Below are 18,856 nucleotides of genomic sequence, written 5' to 3' on the forward strand. Positions count from 1 at the left end.
GCTTAAGCGCGGATTTGTTGTGATGTGGTTGTGCTCTGGCAGATGGCAACATGGGCAACGTCTACCAGTTTTGATAACTGACTAAACAGTAAGTCGACCGGCCGCGGGCTGGCAACGGTTAATTCGATACTGATGTTCTGCGCGTCGGTGGCCGTCTCCATATTCATAGAGCAAATCTGAAAACCACGATGACGGACCACACGCAAAACGCGTTCCAAGGTTTCCGGGTTGAAGCGAGCCTGCACGGCGACCTGATGTTGCATCATGATAATTTCTCCAGCATTTGTGAGTTACTGGCACCGGGCGGTACCAATGGCCAGACGTTCTCAAGCTCGTCGATTGAGACATGAAGCAGGTACGGCCCTTCGCTTGACAGCATGGTGTCGAGTGCCGCTTCAACCTGGTCTTTACGGGTGATGTGCTGGCCAGGAATGCCGAAGGCGCTGGCCAGGGTGAGGAAATCGGGGTTATCGGTCAGGGTGGTTTCGCTGTAACGCTCCTGGAAGAACAGCTGTTGCCACTGGCGAACCATCCCTAAACGCTGATTATCCAGCAACACGATTTTCAGCGGCAACTGCTTGCGCTTAACGGTTCCCAGCTCCTGAACGTTCATCATGAAGGAGCCGTCACCGGAGATACAGATAACCGTATCGTTCGGGCGAGCCACCTGCGCACCCACGGCGGCAGGCAGGCCAAAGCCCATGGTGCCTAAGCCGCTGGAGGTGATGAAGTTTTCCGGACGGGTGTAGGTCATGTGCTGGGCTGACCACATCTGGTGCTGGCCTACGTCGGTGGTGACGACGCTATCAGCCGGTTTACGGTCAGACAACTGTTTCAGCAGCAGCGGCGCGTAGATGGCATCGCCAGGATGGTCGTAACGCCAGGCGTGTTCGGCGCGCATCTCTGCGGCGTGCTGGCGCCACGCGCTGATATCCAGTGGCTGCGCCAGTGCAGGTAACAGCGTATTGAGATCGCCCTGCAGCGCGACGTGCGCCTGACGCAGTTTGTTCATCTCCGCCGGGTCGATATCCATATGGATAACTTTGGCATTTGGCGCGAAGGTATTCAGTTTGCCGGTAACGCGGTCGTCAAAACGCGCACCCACGGTGATGAGCAGATCGCACTCTTGCACCGCCAGGTTTGCGGCTTTAGTGCCGTGCATCCCCAGCATGCCGAGATAGTATGGGTCGTCTGCATCAACCGCACCAAGACCTTTCAACGTGCAGGTGGCAGGCATTTGCGTTACCGCGATAAATTCACGCAGGGCAGGCACGGCCTGCGCCATGCCGACACCCCCGCCGACGTACAGCATCGGCTGTTTCGCCTGCGCCAACATCTGGCGCGCCTCTTCAACCTCTGCATGCGGGAACGCATCGTCGCTTTCCACGGTGGAGAAGTGCGGTTCCAGTTCGCCGAGTGCAACCTGGATATCTTTCGGGATATCCACCAGAACGGGGCCAGGGCGGCCCGAGCTCGCTACTTCGAACGCTTCGGCCATTACGCGCGGCAGCTCATCCAGAGACTGGACAAGGAAGCTGTGCTTGGTGCAGGCCAGCGATAAACCAAGTACGTCCACTTCCTGGAAAGCATCGGTACCGATAAACGGGGAAGCCACCTGACCGGTGATCGCCACGACGGGCACGGAATCGAGCAGTGCATCAGCCAGGCCGGTAATCAGGTTCGTTGCGCCCGGACCTGACGTTGCCATGCACACGCCAGTTTTACCCGTCGCGCGGGCATAGCCGATAGCGGCCATTGCTGCCCCCTGCTCGTGTCGGCACAAGAGATGTTCCACGCCGCCGTCATACAGTGCATCGTAAATCGGCATGATCGCGCCACCCGGATAACCGAATACGGTCTCGACTCCCTGCGCGCGCAACGCATGTACAACCCATTGTGCCCCATTCATAGTTAGTTCCCCGTCATAAATCTGGAGAAACAGAATTTTATGCTAGTCGTCATGTCCTGCTCCTCGTTTACGTTTTTTAGTCATAAAAAAACCCCCGGACCTTTCGGTGCGGGGGTCTTAGTTCGTTAAGGCTTGATTTCTAAGCCTTTCCTCGTCCAAGTGCAGCCCCGCACGGTGGGATAATAATCACCACCACGCTAATCACGACCAGGCTAATCACTCGTAGAAGGGCTGTCATTTTCAGTTCTTTTTGCATCTTGTTCGAAGGAATACCTAAAGAGGTATCACAGTTTTTAAATCAAACACAAGATTTATTTATGACGCATTTGGTTAGGCCGCGAATCATATTTCTTAAAATCGTTGTTTTATATGGGGAAATTGAAGAATGAATATTTTTCATATTTTTACGACGGCGCTAACCATCAAAACGGCGCTTTTTACCTTCTGCGAGAAGTCTTCCACGGGTATGTAATGATTTCAGTGTGCGCTTAAAATCTCTGAATAAGAGCCGTAAATACACAAAATGACGCTAAACAGACAAAAGAGGCACTGGCATAGTCGTACCAGGAGGTAGTGCAAATGTCACTGTCAGTTGTTTATACGCGTGCGGCTCTCGGGGTGAAGGCACCGCTTATTTCTGTAGAGGTTCATCTGAGTAATGGGCTACCCGGGCTCACGCTCGTCGGGCTACCTGAAACGACGGTTAAAGAAGCCCGGGATCGCGTTCGCAGCGCAATAATAAATAGCGGTTATACCTTCCCCGCAAAGAAGATCACCATCAACCTGGCTCCCGCCGATCTGCCCAAAGAGGGAGGACGATATGATTTACCTATCGCGATTGCGCTTCTCGCAGCCTCTGAGCAGCTTAATACGACCAGGCTAGGCTCGTACGAGTTTGTGGGAGAACTCGCGCTCACAGGCGCGTTAAGGGGCGTTCCCGGTGCGATATCGGGCGCGCTGGAAGCTATACGTGCAGGACGGCAAATCATTGTCGCGAATGAAAATGCATCAGAAGTGAGTCTTATCGCCGAGAAGGGGTGTCTTGTCGCAGGGCATTTACAGGAAGTTTGCGCCTGGCTGGAAGGGCGCCATGAACTGTCCGAGCCGGAAGAGTGTGACAATGTTATAGCCGATACCCCAGAGGATCTCAGCGAGATTATGGGACAGGAGCAAGGGAAACGGGCGCTGGAGATTACGGCCGCAGGTGGACACAATCTTCTTTTGATCGGCCCGCCTGGTACGGGTAAAACGATGCTGGCGAGCAGGCTGAGTGGCTTGCTGCCACCGCTCAATAATCATGAAGCGCTGGAAAGTGCCGCCATTTATAGCCTTATCAGTTCTACCTCGTTGCAAAAACAGTGGCGCCGTCGCCCTTTTCGTTCACCTCATCATAGCGCTTCACTGACGGCGATGGTCGGCGGTGGGTCTATTCCCGGGCCGGGTGAAATATCACTGGCGCACAATGGCATTCTGTTTCTCGACGAGCTGCCTGAGTTTGAGCGCCGCGTCCTGGATGCCCTGAGAGAACCCATTGAATCTGGAGAGATACACATCTCACGCACGCGAGCCAAAATAAGCTATCCCGCGCAGTTTCAGCTGGTCGCTGCGATGAATCCCAGCCCTACGGGTCATTATCAGGGCAACCATAACCGCTGTACGCCTGAGCAGACGTTGCGCTATCTGGGAAAGTTATCCGGCCCGTTTCTCGACCGTTTCGATTTATCCCTCGAAATCCCCCTTCCCCCGCCGGGCCTGCTCAGGCAAAAAGGCATCACGGGTGAAAGCTCAGCAGATGTACGCGAGCGGGTCATTGCTGCCCAGACGCGACAATATGCCCGTCAGAACAGGCTGAATGCACGGCTGGATAATGCCGGGCTCCGGCAGTTTTGTTCTCTTAACATAGAGGATGCGGTTTGGCTGGAGGAAACCTTGACGCGTTTTGGTCTTTCTATACGCGCGTGGCAGCGTTTGCTGAAAGTGGCCAGAACCATTGCTGACGTGGAGGGTTGTAGTGACATTCAGAGGAAACACTTGCAGGAGGCGCTGAGCTACCGCGCTATCGATCGTTTGCTGCTCCATCTGCAGAAGTTGCTGGCGTAAAAAAGGGGCCGTAGCCCCTTCTCATCATCTTAGTCATCAGACTCAGTGTAGTCTTCTGCGCCTTCCATCTGCGGCTTACCGCCGGAGAGCGTATGGAAGCGTTTTGGACGCTTAATGCGCGCCATGTACTTGATCCATACACGTTCTGCTTCAGACTGTGGCTCACGCTCGCCACGGCACACTAAGACAAACTGCTTTTCATCTTCAGTTGCGGGCTCACGCTTACCCAGATCCAGCTCGTTGAAGGCATAACCATGACGCTCAAGCAGCTGCGCCTCTTTGATGGTGAAATCGCCGTGACGAGAGAACCCGCGCGGATAATGTTTATTGTCGAAAAAACGATTAGTCGTCGTAAAGCTTTCCGCCATCCTACACGCTCCTAATTCTTTGGCCGAGCTATTTATGGCGCGGAGTATTAGTTACGCTTGACAGAGTGTAAAACAAAACATTTAAATCATAACGACAAATTATTTTGCGGAGAAAGATGTGGATACGGAATTGCTAAAAACTTTCCTCGAAGTGAGCAGAACACGCCACTTTGGGCGAGCAGCTGAAGCCCTTTACCTGACGCAGTCAGCGGTCAGTTTTCGTATTCGACAGCTGGAAAATCAACTGGGTGTGAATCTTTTTACCCGCCACCGCAACAACATACGTTTAACGCCTGCCGGTGAGAAACTGCTCCCCTATGCGGAAACGTTGATGAATACCTGGCAGGCAGCACGTAAAGAGGTTGCCCATACGTCGAGGCACAATGAGTTCTCGATAGGGGCCAGCGCGTCACTGTGGGAATGTATGCTAAGTCAGTGGCTTACCCGGCTATATCGTTCTCATGAACATTTGCAATTTGAAGCCAGAATTGCGCAACGCCAGTCCCTGGTTAAGCAACTTCATGAGCGCCAGCTTGATCTTCTTATCACGACCGAAGCCCCCAAGATGGACGAATTTAGCAGCCAGATCGTAGGGCAGTTTGGTCTGGCACTTTATGCTTCTGAACCTTCAATGATGAAAGCCGATCTGACCTATTTGCGCCTGGAGTGGGGTCCTGATTTTCAGCAGCATGAGGCGGGATTGATAGCCCCAGATGATGTTCCACAGTTAACCACCAGTTCTGCCGAGATTGCCTGTCAGCAACTTCCCTTGTTGAAGGGTTGCACCTGGTTACCAGCCCGTTGGGCAGATACTAAAGCGGGGCTACATACCGTGATAGATTCCACCACCATTTCGCGCCCGCTGTATGCGATTTGGCTGCAAAACAGCGATAAGCAGTCGCAGATAAAAGATCTCTTAAAAATCAATATTATGGAATGATGCATCAGCCAGCAGGGAAGCTGGCTGAAAATTCAGGTGTGCCGTTGTATTTCAGGCAAAAAAAAATCCTTTGCCGAAGCAAAGGATTCGATATGGCAGGGGCGGAGAGACTCGAACTCGCGACACCCGGTTTTGGAGACCGGTGCTCTACCAACTGAGCTACGCCCCTAAAGTTTTTTGCCATTAAGCCTGCCAGTGAGGCAGGCTTAATGTCTTAATAAGTGGCGGAACGGACGGGACTCGAACCCGCGACCCCCTGCGTGACAGGCAGGTATTCTAACCGACTGAACTACCGCTCCACCGAAGACTGCTTGTAACCACCGGATTTATGCACCGGCTTACTACTTAATTTGATGCCTGGCAGTTCCCTACTCTCACATGGGGAGACCCCACACTACCATCGGCGCTACGGCGTTTCACTTCTGAGTTCGGCATGGGGTCAGGTGGGACCACCGCGCTAAAGCCGCCAGGCAAATTCTGTAATCTGTATCAGCTGAAAATCGTCTCTCACCGCCAAAACAGCTTCGGCGTTGTAAGGTTAAGCCTCACGGTTCATTAGTATCGGTTAGCTCAACGCATCGCTGCGCTTACACACCCGACCTATCAACGTCGTCGTCTTCAACGTTCCTTCAGGAGACTTATAGTCTCAGGGAGAACTCATCTCGGGGCAAGTTTCGTGCTTAGATGCTTTCAGCACTTATCTCTTCCGCATTTAGCTACCGGGCAGTGCCATTGGCATGACAACCCGAACACCAGTGATGCGTCCACTCCGGTCCTCTCGTACTAGGAGCAGCCCCCCTCAATTCTCCAGCGCCCACGGCAGATAGGGACCGAACTGTCTCACGACGTTCTAAACCCAGCTCGCGTACCACTTTAAATGGCGAACAGCCATACCCTTGGGACCTACTTCAGCCCCAGGATGTGATGAGCCGACATCGAGGTGCCAAACACCGCCGTCGATATGAACTCTTGGGCGGTATCAGCCTGTTATCCCCGGAGTACCTTTTATCCGTTGAGCGATGGCCCTTCCATTCAGAACCACCGGATCACTATGACCTGCTTTCGCACCTGCTCGAGCCGTCACTCTCGCAGTCAAGCTAGCTTATGCCATTGCACTAACCTCCTGATGTCCGACCAGGATTAGCTAACCTTCGTGCTCCTCCGTTACTCTTTGGGAGGAGACCGCCCCAGTCAAACTACCCACCAGACACTGTCCGCAACCCGGATTACGGGTCTACGTTAGAACACCAGCCATTAAAGGGTGGTATTTCAAGGTCGGCTCCACGCAGACTGGCGTCCACGCTTCAAAGCCTCCCACCTATCCTACACATCAAGGACCAGTGTTCAGTGTCAAGCTATAGTAAAGGTTCACGGGGTCTTTCCGTCTTGCCGCGGGTACACTGCATCTTCACAGCGAGTTCAATTTCACTGAGTCTCGGGTGGAGACAGCCTGGCCATCATTACGCCATTCGTGCAGGTCGGAACTTACCCGACAAGGAATTTCGCTACCTTAGGACCGTTATAGTTACGGCCGCCGTTTACCGGGGCTTCGATCAAGAGCTTCGCGTTACCGCTAACCCCATCAATTAACCTTCCGGCACCGGGCAGGCGTCACACCGTATACGTCCACTTTCGTGTTTGCACAGTGCTGTGTTTTTAATAAACAGTTGCAGCCAGCTGGTATCTTCGACTGATTTCAGCTCCACCCGCAGGGGCTTCACCTACATATCAGCGTGCCTTCTCCCGAAGTTACGGCACCATTTTGCCTAGTTCCTTCACCCGAGTTCTCTCAAGCGCCTTGGTATTCTCTACCTGACCACCTGTGTCGGTTTGGGGTACGATTTCGTGTTACCTGATGCTTAGAGGCTTTTCCTGGAAGCAGGGCATTTGTTACTTCAGCACCGTAGTGCCTCGTCATCACACCTCAGCGTTAAAAGGTACCGGATTTACCTGGAACCTCCGCCTACATGCTTAAACCGGGACAACCGTCGCCCGGCTAACATAGCCTTCTCCGTCCCCCCTTCGCAGTAACACCAAGTACAGGAATATTAACCTGTTTCCCATCGACTACGCCTTTCGGCCTCGCCTTAGGGGTCGACTCACCCTGCCCCGATTAACGTTGGACAGGAACCCTTGGTCTTCCGGCGAGCGGGCTTTTCACCCGCTTTATCGTTACTTATGTCAGCATTCGCACTTCTGATACCTCCAGCAACCCTCACAGGCCACCTTCAACGGCTTACAGAACGCTCCCCTACCCAACAACGCATAAGCGTCGCTGCCGCAGCTTCGGTGCATGGTTTAGCCCCGTTACATCTTCCGCGCAGGCCGACTCGACCAGTGAGCTATTACGCTTTCTTTAAATGATGGCTGCTTCTAAGCCAACATCCTGGCTGTCTGTGCCTTCCCACATCGTTTCCCACTTAACCATGACTTTGGGACCTTAGCTGGCGGTCTGGGTTGTTTCCCTCTTCACGACGGACGTTAGCACCCGCCGTGTGTCTCCCGTGATAACATTCTTCGGTATTCGTAGTTTGCATCGGGTTGGTAAGCCGGGATGGCCCCCTAGCCGAAACAGTGCTCTACCCCCGAAGATGAGTTCACGAGGCGCTACCTAAATAGCTTTCGGGGAGAACCAGCTATCTCCCGGTTTGATTGGCCTTTCACCCCCAGCCACAGGTCATCCGCTAATTTTTCAACATTAGTCGGTTCGGTCCTCCAGTTAGTGTTACCCAACCTTCAACCTGCCCATGGCTAGATCACCGGGTTTCGGGTCTATACCCTGCAACTTAACGCCCAGTTAAGACTCGGTTTCCCTTCGGCTCCCCTATTCGGTTAACCTTGCTACAGAATATAAGTCGCTGACCCATTATACAAAAGGTACGCAGTCACCTAACAAGTAGGCTCCCACTGCTTGTACGTACACGGTTTCAGGTTCTTTTTCACTCCCCTCGCCGGGGTTCTTTTCGCCTTTCCCTCACGGTACTGGTTCACTATCGGTCAGTCAGGAGTATTTAGCCTTGGAGGATGGTCCCCCCATATTCAGACAGGATACCACGTGTCCCGCCCTACTCTTCGAGTTCACAACCTGTGCATTTTCGTGTACGGGACTATCACCCTGTACCGTCGGACTTTCCAGACCGTTCCACTAACACACAAGCTGATTCAGACTCCGGGCTGCTCCCCGTTCGCTCGCCGCTACTGGGGGAATCTCGGTTGATTTCTTTTCCTCGGGGTACTTAGATGTTTCAGTTCCCCCGGTTCGCCTCGTTAACCTATGTATTCAGTTAACGATAGTGTGTCGAAACACACTGGGTTTCCCCATTCGGACATCACCGGGTCAAAGGTTCATATCACCTCGCCGGCGCTTTTCGCAGATTAGCACGTCCTTCATCGCCTCTGACTGCCAGGGCATCCACCGTGTACGCTTAGTCGCTTAACCTCACAACCCGAAGATGTTTCTTTCGATTCATCATCGGTTTGCGAAAATTTGAGAGACTCGAACACACATAACATGTGTGTCGTTTCAATTTTCAGCTTGATCCAGATTTTTAAAGAGCAAAACTTCGCAGTGCACCTTTTCAGGTTCACTCTGAAGTTTTCTTGTGTTCGCAGTAAAAGATGGTGGAGCTATGCGGGATCGAACCGCAGACCTCCTGCGTGCAAAGCAGGCGCTCTCCCAGCTGAGCTATAGCCCCATCGTTTGTAATCTCTGTACCGCTCATCCTTTAAAAGGAGTTTGGTAGGCCTGAGTGGACTTGAACCACCGACCTCACCCTTATCAGGGGTGCGCTCTAACCACCTGAGCTACAAGCCTGCAGAGATTTTTACTGCTGTTTTTTCATCAGACAATCTGTGTGAGCACTACAAAGGCAGGTTCTTTAAGGTAAGGAGGTGATCCAACCGCAGGTTCCCCTACGGTTACCTTGTTACGACTTCACCCCAGTCATGAATCACAAAGTGGTAAGCGCCCTCCCGAAGGTTAAGCTACCTACTTCTTTTGCAACCCACTCCCATGGTGTGACGGGCGGTGTGTACAAGGCCCGGGAACGTATTCACCGTAGCATTCTGATCTACGATTACTAGCGATTCCGACTTCATGGAGTCGAGTTGCAGACTCCAATCCGGACTACGACGCACTTTATGAGGTCCGCTTGCTCTCGCGAGGTCGCTTCTCTTTGTATGCGCCATTGTAGCACGTGTGTAGCCCTACTCGTAAGGGCCATGATGACTTGACGTCATCCCCACCTTCCTCCAGTTTATCACTGGCAGTCTCCTTTGAGTTCCCGGCCTAACCGCTGGCAACAAAGGATAAGGGTTGCGCTCGTTGCGGGACTTAACCCAACATTTCACAACACGAGCTGACGACAGCCATGCAGCACCTGTCTCAGAGTTCCCGAAGGCACCAAAGCATCTCTGCTAAGTTCTCTGGATGTCAAGAGTAGGTAAGGTTCTTCGCGTTGCATCGAATTAAACCACATGCTCCACCGCTTGTGCGGGCCCCCGTCAATTCATTTGAGTTTTAACCTTGCGGCCGTACTCCCCAGGCGGTCGACTTAACGCGTTAGCTCCGGAAGCCACGCCTCAAGGGCACAACCTCCAAGTCGACATCGTTTACGGCGTGGACTACCAGGGTATCTAATCCTGTTTGCTCCCCACGCTTTCGCACCTGAGCGTCAGTCTTTGTCCAGGGGGCCGCCTTCGCCACCGGTATTCCTCCAGATCTCTACGCATTTCACCGCTACACCTGGAATTCTACCCCCCTCTACAAGACTCTAGCCTGCCAGTTTCGAATGCAGTTCCCAGGTTGAGCCCGGGGATTTCACATCCGACTTGACAGACCGCCTGCGTGCGCTTTACGCCCAGTAATTCCGATTAACGCTTGCACCCTCCGTATTACCGCGGCTGCTGGCACGGAGTTAGCCGGTGCTTCTTCTGCGGGTAACGTCAATTGCTGTGGTTATTAACCACAACACCTTCCTCCCCGCTGAAAGTACTTTACAACCCGAAGGCCTTCTTCATACACGCGGCATGGCTGCATCAGGCTTGCGCCCATTGTGCAATATTCCCCACTGCTGCCTCCCGTAGGAGTCTGGACCGTGTCTCAGTTCCAGTGTGGCTGGTCATCCTCTCAGACCAGCTAGGGATCGTCGCCTAGGTGAGCCGTTACCCCACCTACTAGCTAATCCCATCTGGGCACATCTGATGGCAAGAGGCCCGAAGGTCCCCCTCTTTGGTCTTGCGACGTTATGCGGTATTAGCTACCGTTTCCAGTAGTTATCCCCCTCCATCAGGCAGTTTCCCAGACATTACTCACCCGTCCGCCACTCGTCACCCGAGAGCAAGCTCTCTGTGCTACCGTTCGACTTGCATGTGTTAGGCCTGCCGCCAGCGTTCAATCTGAGCCATGATCAAACTCTTCAATTTAAGTTTGATGCTCGTGAATTAAACTTCGTAATGAATTACGTATGTTCACTCAGAGACTTGGTATTCATTTATTGTCCGAAGACATTAAGAATCCATGTCACTTTGAGTGCCCACACAGATTGTCTGATAAATTGTTAAAGAGCAGTTGCAACGCGGCTTTCGCTCACCGTTGCGAGGTCCCGTATATTACGTTTTCCTCATTCAGAGTCAAGCGATTATTTTTGCTTTTCTCTGTTGGCGTTCATCTCTGAACCCCGCTAACCCGGCGGCCTGTAAGCCGTTGTTCCGTGTCAGTGGAGGCGCATTATAGGGAGTTCTCAGACGTTGACAACCCCTCTTTTAAAAAAAACTTTCAACCGTCTCTTTTTTGCTCAAAACCGTGCTATAGCGCCAGTTTTTCGAGCGTTTGAAAGCCATAACGGCGTAAAACGGGTAAAAGTTGCTCAGTCTCTTTCGTAATTGCCATACAAAAAGCAATATTCGCATCGGCTGATTTCGCATCAGGCGCTTCATGTTCCAGCAGCCAGGCCGTACGACGCGCGATAGCCGCACCGGAATCCACCAGCCGTGTTCCCTCCGGTAGTACCTCTAACAGCTCTTCCTGTAGTAACGGGAAGTGGGTGCAGCCGAGCACAACCGTATCCGGGGGTTCGGGCATCCGCAACCATGGACGAAGAATACGACGCAGCTCGTCGAGTGATACCGCCTGTCCATGCAATTTCGCTTCGGCCATCTCCACCAGCTCTGCCGAACCGAGCATCGCAATCTGGCATTCGTTAGCAAAACGCTCGATCAGCTCGCGGGTATAAGGACGCTTTACCGTACCTCGCGTGGCCAGCAATCCCACAATGCCATTCGCCGTCAAACGTGCCGCAGGCTTGATTGCAGGCACGACGCCCACAACCGGGAACGGGAATTTTTCACGCAGGGCGGGAAGGGAAACGGTGCTCGCCGTATTACAGGCGATGACGGCCAGTGCAAGGGGATAGCGCTTTTGCACTGCGGTGACGATTTCAACCACGCGCTCGACGATAAAGTCCTCACTCTTTTCCCCGTACGGGAACGCGACGTTATCGAAAGCGTAAATGTAATGGAGATCCGGCAGGAGATGCCGAATCTCATCATAGACCGAAAGCCCACCGACGCCGGAATCAAATACCAGCACGGTGGGACGCGGATTAGAAGGTGTAGCTGCCAGACAAGGTGTATTCCCGTCCTGCAGTTTGGTAGCCATAAACTGTCTCGTAATCTTTATCGAACAGGTTGGCTATTTTACCACGAACTGTGAGGTGTGAGGTGACAGGATACGAAACTGCGACATCCCACAGGCTGACACCACCCATTTTTACACGTTCTGTAGAATAGGTATTCGGATCGACCGCAACGTCATAGCGTGTACCCAAATAACGATAGGAAACATTCCAGTCGAGATCCCATACCTGCCAGTCAAGCTGGTACTTAACCTGCTGCTTAGAACGGCGCGCCAGAACTTCATTGGTTTTAGTATTACGTGGGTCAACATAGTCATAGGAAATTTGGTGCCCTACCGGACCGGTATCAAACTGCGCGGTGGCTTCAATCCCTTTGATACGGGCTTCGTCCACATTGTAGTACCGGTAGTTTGCGTCGTAGCCAATTAGGTTATCAATGTCGTTACGATAACCCGTTACGCGCCAGTTAACCGGCCCCGTCAGACCTTCAAAGCCTCCTTCCCACTGTTTACTCTCTTCAGGCTTAAGGTCAGGATTGCCATATTTCTCACTGTGAATCTGGCTCATCGTCGGTGCTTTATAAGCCGTGCCATATGAACCAATAATCCGGTAACCATCGATAAACTCCCACGCAGCACTGGTTTGCCACGTAGCATGATTGCCAAAATTCGAGTTATCATCGTTACGTGCCGCAGCTTCTAGCGTGATGCTGTCAAATTGCTGCATCGCCGAGAGGAAGACGCCCGTATTGCGCTGCTCATAGCCGTTATCCATAGTGCTAGAACCAGCCTGAGTTTTTTGTTTCTGCCAGTCCAGGCCCGCACCAATATTACCATGACCTACTTCAAGGGAATTTAACCACTGTGTGGTGTACTGCTTCACATCGTCCGTCGTTGCGGAATCTGAATAACGCCCTTTCTTCGGGTCATAGTTCTGATCTTTGCTGCGACCATAACCTATGGCCAACTGCGATTTAAATATCCCCTGACTGTAGCGCAGGCCAGTATCCCAATTTTGACTGTAGAGTTGGCGCGTATCCGGTCGTCCATCAACAACAAAATTAGCATCGTAATGGTCATAGCCGTCATACGCAGTGCGATTGTCGTAACCAAAGCCGCGGAAAAAACCACTGATGCTATCGGTAATTTGCTGTTCCACAGAACCGTAAAGTGACTTACTCATAAAACCGTCACGATCCGGCTGACGCGGAGCATCTTTCGCACCGATATCGAAACCACGGGTATAAGTGTAATTACCCGCCATGGTGATTTTGGTTTTATCCAGAACCTGCTGGAAAGAACCGTCATAAGTTTGATAACCCTTAGAACCCACTCCGGCAGAAATTTCCGCGCCCGGTTTATCGCGCCCGGTGATAATGTTGATCACACCGCCAATCGCGTCGGAGCCATACAGCGCAGAACGCGGGCCGCGGATGTACTCAATGCGCTGAATCAGCGAGGTGGGGATTTGGCTAAGATCGGGAACGTTGCTGATCCCGGCATTGTTCAGCGGTACACCGTCAATCAGAACCAGAACGTGACGGGACTCAGTACCACGAATAAAAGTAGAAGAGGTCGCACCCAGGCCACCACTTTGCGCGATGTCCACTCCCGGCAAACGCGACATGATTTCCACAACGCTCTTTGCCTGCCAGCGTTCAATATCTTCTCGCGTCACAACGGACGTCGGCGCCAGAACGGTTTTTGCCGGTTGTTCAAAACGATTTGCCGTCACCACCAACGAGTCGGCGCTATCCTGCGCCCAGCCCGAAAATGCCGTGACGGACAGCGCCGTCAACAGCGATACTTTTTTAATCATTGTTAAAGCATCCACAATATAAGAAGGATGCCGCAGGCCCCATCGATAGCACGCGATGATGAAACCAAATGCGACGTGATCCCGGCAGGTCTTCGGGCTAGGTGGCGTTATACGGATGAAGACTTCCCATTGTCACAGTGTCTACAACGTTCATCCCGCCAGTCTTTACCGCTGCGCGTCAGCTCCAGAATTACACTGGATTCCCTTTTCACTCTCAGGAGACCGGAAACAGAATGCTACAATTAGACACGTATAGATGTCCAGACAGCTATGAGCCATTAAATCTGGACATCCCCTGCACAATGCCTACAATCCCCGCGTAATTCTTTATCACTCAGGACGCATCATGACCCCAGAACACCTCCCGACAGAACAGTACGACGCGCAGCTGGCAGAGAAAGTCGTCCGCCTGCAAAGTATGATGACGCCGTTCAACGCGCCCGTTCCCGAGGTGTTCCGCTCTCCCGTCAGCCACTACCGCATGCGCGCCGAGTTCCGCATCTGGCACGACGGAGATGACCTGTACCACATCATTTTCGATCAGCAGACGAAATCCCGCATTCGCGTGGACAGTTTCCCGGCGGCGAGTGAGCTCATCAACCAACTGATGACCCTGATCATTGACGGTGTGCGCGATAATCCGGTGCTGCGTCATAAGCTGTTCCAGATTGACTATCTGACCACGCAAAGCAATCAGGCGATTGTCTCTCTGCTCTACCACAAAGCGCTGACCGACGAATGGCGCGAACAGGCAGAAGCCCTGCGCGATGCGCTGCGTGCGCAGAACATCAATGTCCACCTGATTGGCCGCGCGACCAAAACCAAAATCATGCTGGATCAGGATTACGTCGATGAGCGTTTGCCGGTGGCGGGTAAAGAGATGATTTATCGTCAGGTCGAGAACAGCTTCACTCAGCCGAACGCCGCGATGAACGTGCAGATGCTGGAGTGGGCGCTCAAGGCGACGGAAGGATCTAAAGGCGACCTGCTTGAGCTGTACTGCGGTAACGGCAACTTCTCCCTGGCCCTGGCACGTAACTTTGATCGCGTTCTGGCAACCGAAATTGCCAAGCCGTCAGTTGCCGCCGCGCAGTACAACATTGCCGCTAACCATATCGACAACGTGCAGATCATTCGTATGGCCGCAGAAGAGTTCACGCAGGCCATGAACGGCGTGCGGGCGTTTAACCGCCTGGAAGGGATCGACCTGAAGAGCTACCAGTGTGAGACGATTTTTGTCGACCCGCCGCGCAGTGGCCTGGACAGCGAAACCGAAAAGATGGTGCAGGCGTACCCGCGCATTTTGTACATCTCCTGTAACCCGGAGACGCTGTGCAAGAACCTCGAAACATTAAGCCAGACGCACAACGTTGAACGTCTGGCGCTGTTCGATCAGTTCCCGTATACGCACCATATGGAGTGCGGCGTTTTACTTACCGCACGGTAATCTGTAGGCCGGTTTTGGCAGGTGGCGCTTCGCTTACCTGCCCTACAAATAATTCATTACTCTGGTAACTGGCTCTTACGGCTACGCATGCGCGAGCCAATCCAGAATACCAGCGCCACAGACAGTACCGCAGGGAAGAAGTTAGATCCGATATCCGGATACTCCGCACGCACCACGGTGCTATACAGCAATACGCCCAGAATAAAGCAGGCAGCGGCCAGCCCCGGTAACCCCACCGGCATGGTGCGGTTCAGGTAACGTTGATGCAGGCAGTACACCGTCAGCACCAGCGCAATAAGCGGGAAAATCGAAAACGGAACAATTGAGCTAAAAATAGCGGCAAACGTCCCATTAATGGATAAGCCAGCGATCAATGCCAGCAACAGCGTCCCTTTATCCTGACCTGACTGTTTCATTACTCACCTTCACTCTTCGGTTTGATGTGCCAGTTTCTCTTGTTCACGGCGATACCAGTAGTACGCGCCTTTGGAGATCATCCTGAGCTGCAATACCAGTCGCTCTTCGAGCTGTTTGCGTTGTTCAATGCTGACATCCAGCGCTTCGGCACCCGCGCTGAAAACAATCGTCACCATCGCCTCAGCCTGTGCTTCAGTAAACGCACGCGGCATATGGTTTTCGAGTTCAAGATAGTCGGCAAGTTCCGCGATGAAGTGCTGAATTTCACGCGCGACGGCGGCACGAAACGCCGCCGATGTGCCCGAACGCTCGCGCAAAAGCAGACGAAACGCGTTGGGGTTATTGCCAATAAATTCCATAAAGGTCGACACGGAGGTGCGTATCACGCTACCCCCTTTGGCGATACGCTGACGTGCCTGGCGCATCAGCTGGCGCAGCATCAGACCGCTTTCATCGACCATGGTCAGGCCCAGTTCATCCACATCACGGAAATGACGATAGAAGGACGTTGGCGCAATCCCGGCCTCGCGTGCGACTTCGCGCAGGCTCAAACTGGCAAAACTCCGCTCGGCACTCAGTTGACTGAATGCGGCTTCCACCAGCGAACGCCGGGTTTTCTCTTTTTGTTGTGCTCTTACGCCCATCACGATAGTTGAATCCTTCCAAAGGCCTGCTGGCACTATACCAGAGAATAAAATTAATCTGTTTGCCTGGCTTTGTGAATGATTGTTTACGTGCGGTTTGTGCTCCACTGCCGGAAAAAAGCACAACGATAATTGGGTTACCCTGGCAATGATGTTATGATTCTGTTGCTTTTATGTATAAGAACAGGTAAGCCTTACCATGCCACATTCCTACGATTACGACGCAATAGTTATTGGTTCCGGCCCCGGCGGCGAAGGCGCTGCTATGGGTCTGGTGAAACAGGGAGCCAGAGTAGCGGTCATTGAGCGCTACCATAATGTCGGCGGCGGTTGCACCCACTGGGGTACCATCCCTTCAAAAGCCCTCCGCCACGCCGTTAGCCGCATTATCGAATTTAACCAGAACCCTCTTTACAGCGACCACTCCCGACTTCTTCGTTCCTCCTTTGCCGACATCCTGAATCATGCGGATACCGTCATTAACCAGCAGACGCGCATGCGCCAGGGGTTTTATGAGCGTAACCACTGTGAGATTTTGCAGGGCAACGCGCATTTTGTGGATGAACACACCCTGGCACTTGAATGCCACGACGGTTCGGTTGAGACACTCACCGCCGAAAAATTTGTGATTGCCTGCGGATCGCGCCCTTACCACCCGGCCGACGTCGACTTCTCGCACCCGCGCGTTTACGACAGCGACTCGATTCTGAGCCTGCACCATGAACCCCGCCACGTCATTATCTATGGCGCAGGGGTCATTGGCTGCGAATATGCGTCGATCTTCCGCGGAATGGATGTCAAAGTTGATCTCATCAACACGCGCGACCGCCTGCTGGCATTCCTCGATCAGGAGATGTCAGACTCTCTCTCCTACCACTTCTGGAACAGCGGCGTGGTGATTCGCCACAACGAAGAATACGAGAAGATTGAAGGTTGCGACGACGGTGTGATCATGCACCTCAAGTCCGGTAAGAAGCTGAAAGCGGACTGCCTGCTGTACGCCAACGGTCGTACCGGCAACACCGATTCCCTGCAGCTGGAGAATATCGGACTTGAGACCGACAGCCGCGGTCAGCTGAAGGTCAACAGTATGTACCAGACTGCCCTGCCGCACGTTTACGCGGTCGGCGACGTGATTGGTTACCCAAGCCTGGCCTCTGCCGCTTATGACCAGGGCCGTATTGCCGCACAGGCGTTGGTGAAAGGTGAAGCGACGGCGCATCTGATCGAAGATATCCCGACCGGCATCTATACCATCCCGGAAATCAGTTCCGTAGGGAAAACCGAGCAGCAGCTGACGTCAATGAAAGTGCCATATGAGGTGGGTCGCGCGCAGTTTAAACATCTGGCGCGGGCGCAAATTGTCGGAATGAGCGTGGGGACGCTGAAAATCCTGTTCCATCGCGAGACGAAAGAGATCCTCGGCATTCACTGCTTTGGTGAGCGCGCGGCGGAAATCATTCACATCGGCCAGGCGATTATGGAGCAAAAAGGCGGCGGTAACACCATTGAGTACTTCGTTAACACCACCTTTAACTACCCGACTATGGCGGAAGCCTATCGGGTCGCCGCGCTGAACGGCTTAAACCGCCTGTTTTAACGCGTTATCGAAATGGCCATCCATCGCACCGCGGATGGCCTCTGCCAGCTGCTCATAGCGGCTGCGCAGCGGTGACCCCGGACGATAAACAAGGCCGATCGTGCGACGCGGTTCCGGCTTAATGCACGGCAGATAAACCACGCCGTCACGCTTACGCTCGCGCGGCACGGCCAGCGCAGGCAGCAGCGTAATCCCGCTTCCCGCCGCCACCATATTACGCAGCGTTTCCAGGCTGGTTGCGCGGAAATGGGTATCTTCGTCGGCACCCGCTTCAAAGCAAAAGCCCATTGCCTGATCGCGCAGACAGTGGCCATCTTCCAGCATCAGCAGCTTTTCACCGGCCAGATCGGCCATCGGCACGCGATCGCGGTTCGCCCACGGGTGATCTTCATAGATCGCCAGCATCATTGGCTCATCGAACAGCGGCACTTCAATAAACGCTTCGCTCTCTTTCACCAGCGCCAGAATAGCGCAGTCAAGCTTGCCGCTATCTAACTGCGCCAGCAGTTGATGGGTTTGCGCTTCATGCAGGTACATTTCGAGTTTTGGGAAAGTCTGGTGCAACATTGGAATGATGTGCGGCAAAAGATACGGGCCAACGGTTGGGATCAGGCCAATATGCAGTGGGCCGGACATCGCTTCCCCCTGCTGGCTTGCCATTTCCTTGAGCACTTTGACCTCGCGCAGCACGGTGCGCGCCTGATCCACCAGCAACAAACCGGCCTGGGTGAACAGTACCTTACGACTGGTGCGCTCCAGCAGCATCACGCCCAGCTCATCTTCCAGCTTGCGGATCTGACCGCTCAGCGTCGGCTGGCTGACGTGGCAGGAATCTGCAGCACGGCGAAAATGGCGGTGCTCGGCTAGCGCTACCAGGTATTCAAGATCACGAATATTCATTATTCATCCTCCGTCGCCACGATAGTTCATGGCGATAGATAGCATAGCAACGAACGATTATCCCTATCAAGCTTTCTG

General features: G+C 53.3%; 14 protein-coding genes, 4 tRNA genes, 3 rRNA genes and 1 riboswitch. Of the genes, 4 read left to right on the plus strand and 17 right to left on the minus strand.

The annotated features are described in order from the left end of the window. Nucleotides 1-2: 2 nt before the first annotated feature. From ilvM to ilvL, 4 genes are all read right to left on the minus strand, one after another. The gene (gene ilvM, locus BFV64_RS22780; RefSeq protein WP_003860184.1) at nucleotides 3-266 is read right to left on the minus strand and encodes an acetolactate synthase 2 small subunit; all 264 of its coding nucleotides are present in this window, start codon (nucleotides 264-266) and stop codon (nucleotides 3-5) included. Beyond that, nucleotides 263-1,909 (minus strand): acetolactate synthase 2 catalytic subunit, encoded by a 1,647-nt coding sequence (ilvG, locus tag BFV64_RS22785; protein WP_069602448.1) that lies wholly within the window; start codon nucleotides 1,907-1,909, stop codon nucleotides 263-265. Before ilvG ends, ilvM begins: the two co-directional genes overlap by 4 nt. A gap of 2 nt (nucleotides 1,910-1,911) precedes the next feature. Then, nucleotides 1,912-1,962, minus strand: a complete 51-nt coding sequence (gene ilvX, locus BFV64_RS26175; protein WP_201405605.1) for a peptide IlvX — start codon at nucleotides 1,960-1,962, stop codon at nucleotides 1,912-1,914. 86 nt (nucleotides 1,963-2,048) lie between these two features. Next, on the minus strand, nucleotides 2,049-2,147 hold the full coding sequence (gene ilvL, locus BFV64_RS24790; protein ID WP_001311244.1) for an ilv operon leader peptide: 99 nt from the start codon (nucleotides 2,145-2,147) through the stop codon (nucleotides 2,049-2,051). A 341-nt stretch (nucleotides 2,148-2,488) separates the two neighbouring features. Here ilvL and BFV64_RS22790 point away from each other — a divergent pair, with 341 nt between their 5' ends. Continuing rightward, entirely contained in the window at nucleotides 2,489-4,009 is a 1,521-nt protein-coding gene (locus BFV64_RS22790; RefSeq protein WP_059372219.1) for a YifB family Mg chelatase-like AAA ATPase, read from the plus strand. Between the two features lie 29 nt (nucleotides 4,010-4,038). Here BFV64_RS22790 and BFV64_RS22795 read toward each other — a convergent pair whose 3' ends face one another. Then, the gene (locus BFV64_RS22795) at nucleotides 4,039-4,377 is read right to left on the minus strand and encodes a MaoP family protein (protein WP_014885680.1); all 339 of its coding nucleotides are present in this window, start codon (nucleotides 4,375-4,377) and stop codon (nucleotides 4,039-4,041) included. Between the two features lie 118 nt (nucleotides 4,378-4,495). On the opposite strand from BFV64_RS22795, the gene hdfR reads away from it, so the two are divergent. Next, nucleotides 4,496-5,317: an HTH-type transcriptional regulator HdfR gene (hdfR, locus tag BFV64_RS22800; RefSeq protein ID WP_014885681.1), complete on the plus strand. Its 822-nt coding sequence runs from the start codon at nucleotides 4,496-4,498 to the stop codon at nucleotides 5,315-5,317. 93 nt (nucleotides 5,318-5,410) lie between these two features. On the opposite strand, the gene BFV64_RS22805 is transcribed toward hdfR, so the two are convergent. From BFV64_RS22805 to btuB, 9 genes are all read right to left on the minus strand, one after another. Continuing rightward, a tRNA-Trp gene (locus tag BFV64_RS22805) sits at nucleotides 5,411-5,486 on the minus strand. Between the two features lie 53 nt (nucleotides 5,487-5,539). Further along, nucleotides 5,540-5,616: transfer RNA gene (locus tag BFV64_RS22810), tRNA-Asp, on the minus strand. Between the two features lie 56 nt (nucleotides 5,617-5,672). Continuing rightward, nucleotides 5,673-5,788, minus strand: a 5S ribosomal RNA gene (rrf, locus tag BFV64_RS22815). Between the two features lie 63 nt (nucleotides 5,789-5,851). After that, nucleotides 5,852-8,756, minus strand: a 23S ribosomal RNA gene (locus BFV64_RS22820). 180 nt (nucleotides 8,757-8,936) lie between these two features. Further along, nucleotides 8,937-9,012 (minus strand) — tRNA-Ala (locus tag BFV64_RS22825). A 42-nt stretch (nucleotides 9,013-9,054) separates the two neighbouring features. After that, nucleotides 9,055-9,131: transfer RNA gene (locus BFV64_RS22830), tRNA-Ile, on the minus strand. Nucleotides 9,132-9,201: 70 nt separating this feature from the next. After that, nucleotides 9,202-10,741: ribosomal RNA gene (locus BFV64_RS22835) — 16S ribosomal RNA — on the minus strand. Together the 16S, 23S and 5S rRNA genes with 4 tRNA genes alongside form the textbook arrangement of a ribosomal RNA operon. A 382-nt stretch (nucleotides 10,742-11,123) precedes the next feature. Next, nucleotides 11,124-11,975: a glutamate racemase gene (murI, locus tag BFV64_RS22840; protein ID WP_014885682.1), complete on the minus strand. Its 852-nt coding sequence runs from the start codon at nucleotides 11,973-11,975 to the stop codon at nucleotides 11,124-11,126. Beyond that, complete coding sequence (gene btuB, locus BFV64_RS22845) at nucleotides 11,920-13,770, minus strand: TonB-dependent vitamin B12 receptor BtuB (protein ID WP_014885683.1); 1,851 nt, start codon at nucleotides 13,768-13,770, stop codon at nucleotides 11,920-11,922. The genes murI and btuB overlap by 56 nt, the downstream gene beginning before the upstream one ends. A gap of 66 nt (nucleotides 13,771-13,836) precedes the next feature. Beyond that, nucleotides 13,837-14,012: riboswitch (cobalamin riboswitch) on the minus strand. Between the two features lie 104 nt (nucleotides 14,013-14,116). Here btuB and trmA point away from each other — a divergent pair. Beyond that, nucleotides 14,117-15,217: a tRNA (uridine(54)-C5)-methyltransferase TrmA gene (trmA, locus tag BFV64_RS22850; RefSeq protein WP_023331591.1), complete on the plus strand. Its 1,101-nt coding sequence runs from the start codon at nucleotides 14,117-14,119 to the stop codon at nucleotides 15,215-15,217. Between the two features lie 56 nt (nucleotides 15,218-15,273). Here the strand turns inward: trmA and BFV64_RS22855 are convergent, their stop codons facing one another. Together BFV64_RS22855 and fabR are read right to left on the minus strand one after the other, a co-directional pair. Beyond that, on the minus strand, nucleotides 15,274-15,633 hold the full coding sequence (locus BFV64_RS22855) for a YijD family membrane protein (protein WP_008501783.1): 360 nt from the start codon (nucleotides 15,631-15,633) through the stop codon (nucleotides 15,274-15,276). A gap of 9 nt (nucleotides 15,634-15,642) precedes the next feature. Next, nucleotides 15,643-16,281 (minus strand): HTH-type transcriptional repressor FabR, encoded by a 639-nt coding sequence (fabR, locus tag BFV64_RS22860; protein ID WP_008501784.1) that lies wholly within the window; start codon nucleotides 16,279-16,281, stop codon nucleotides 15,643-15,645. 196 nt (nucleotides 16,282-16,477) lie between these two features. On the opposite strand from fabR, the gene sthA reads away from it, so the two are divergent. Continuing rightward, on the plus strand, nucleotides 16,478-17,878 hold the full coding sequence (gene sthA, locus BFV64_RS22865) for a Si-specific NAD(P)(+) transhydrogenase (RefSeq protein ID WP_014885685.1): 1,401 nt from the start codon (nucleotides 16,478-16,480) through the stop codon (nucleotides 17,876-17,878). Here the strand turns inward: sthA and oxyR are convergent. After that, the gene (gene oxyR / locus BFV64_RS22870) at nucleotides 17,861-18,778 is read right to left on the minus strand and encodes a DNA-binding transcriptional regulator OxyR (RefSeq protein ID WP_014885686.1); all 918 of its coding nucleotides are present in this window, start codon (nucleotides 18,776-18,778) and stop codon (nucleotides 17,861-17,863) included. The genes sthA and oxyR overlap by 18 nt on opposite strands. Nucleotides 18,779-18,856: the final 78 nt, after the last annotated feature.

Source organism: Enterobacter kobei (assembly GCF_001729765.1).
Taxonomy (GTDB): domain Bacteria; phylum Pseudomonadota; class Gammaproteobacteria; order Enterobacterales; family Enterobacteriaceae; genus Enterobacter; species Enterobacter kobei.